Origin of the sequence: Escherichia sp. MOD1-EC5990, from assembly GCF_002965285.1 — a bacterium.
Classification (GTDB): Bacteria; Pseudomonadota; Gammaproteobacteria; order Enterobacterales; family Enterobacteriaceae; genus Escherichia; species Escherichia coli_F.
In genome coordinates this window covers 1-366 of the sequence record NZ_PTRV01000086.1, presented here as the reverse complement: position 1 = coordinate 366, position 366 = coordinate 1, and the positions used below count along the sequence as shown (strand labels likewise).

Here is a 366-nt window from a genome sequence, read left to right as displayed (position 1 = left end):
ATCCTGCACGACCCACCAATGTAAAAAAGCGCCCTAAAGGCGCTTTTTTGCTATCTGGGATATTCAAAGATTCGAACCTGCAGCAGGTTCGAGTTGAGCGCAGCGAAACAACGGAGCCGCTCGCGGCGACGGCCCGAAGGGCGAGCGAAGTGAGTCATCCTGCACGACCCACCAATGTAAAAAAGCGCCCTAAAGGCGCTTTTTTGCTATCTGGGATATTCAAAGATTCGAACCTGCAGCAGGTTCGAGTTGAGCGCAGCGAAACAACGGAGCCGCTCGCGGCGACGGCCCGAAGGGCGAGCGAAGTGAGTCATCCTGCACGACCCACCAATGTAAAAAAGCGCCCTAAAGGCGCTTTTTTGCTAT

General features: G+C 54.4%; 2 other RNA genes. Both read left to right on the top strand.

From position 1 onward, the window contains the following. Positions 1-48 precede the first annotated feature (48 nt). Positions 49-174: non-coding RNA, RtT sRNA (locus BEB42_RS26000), on the top strand. 30 nt (positions 175-204) lie between these two features. Further along, positions 205-330: non-coding RNA, RtT sRNA (locus BEB42_RS25995), on the top strand. The last annotated feature ends 36 nt before the right edge of the window (positions 331-366 follow it).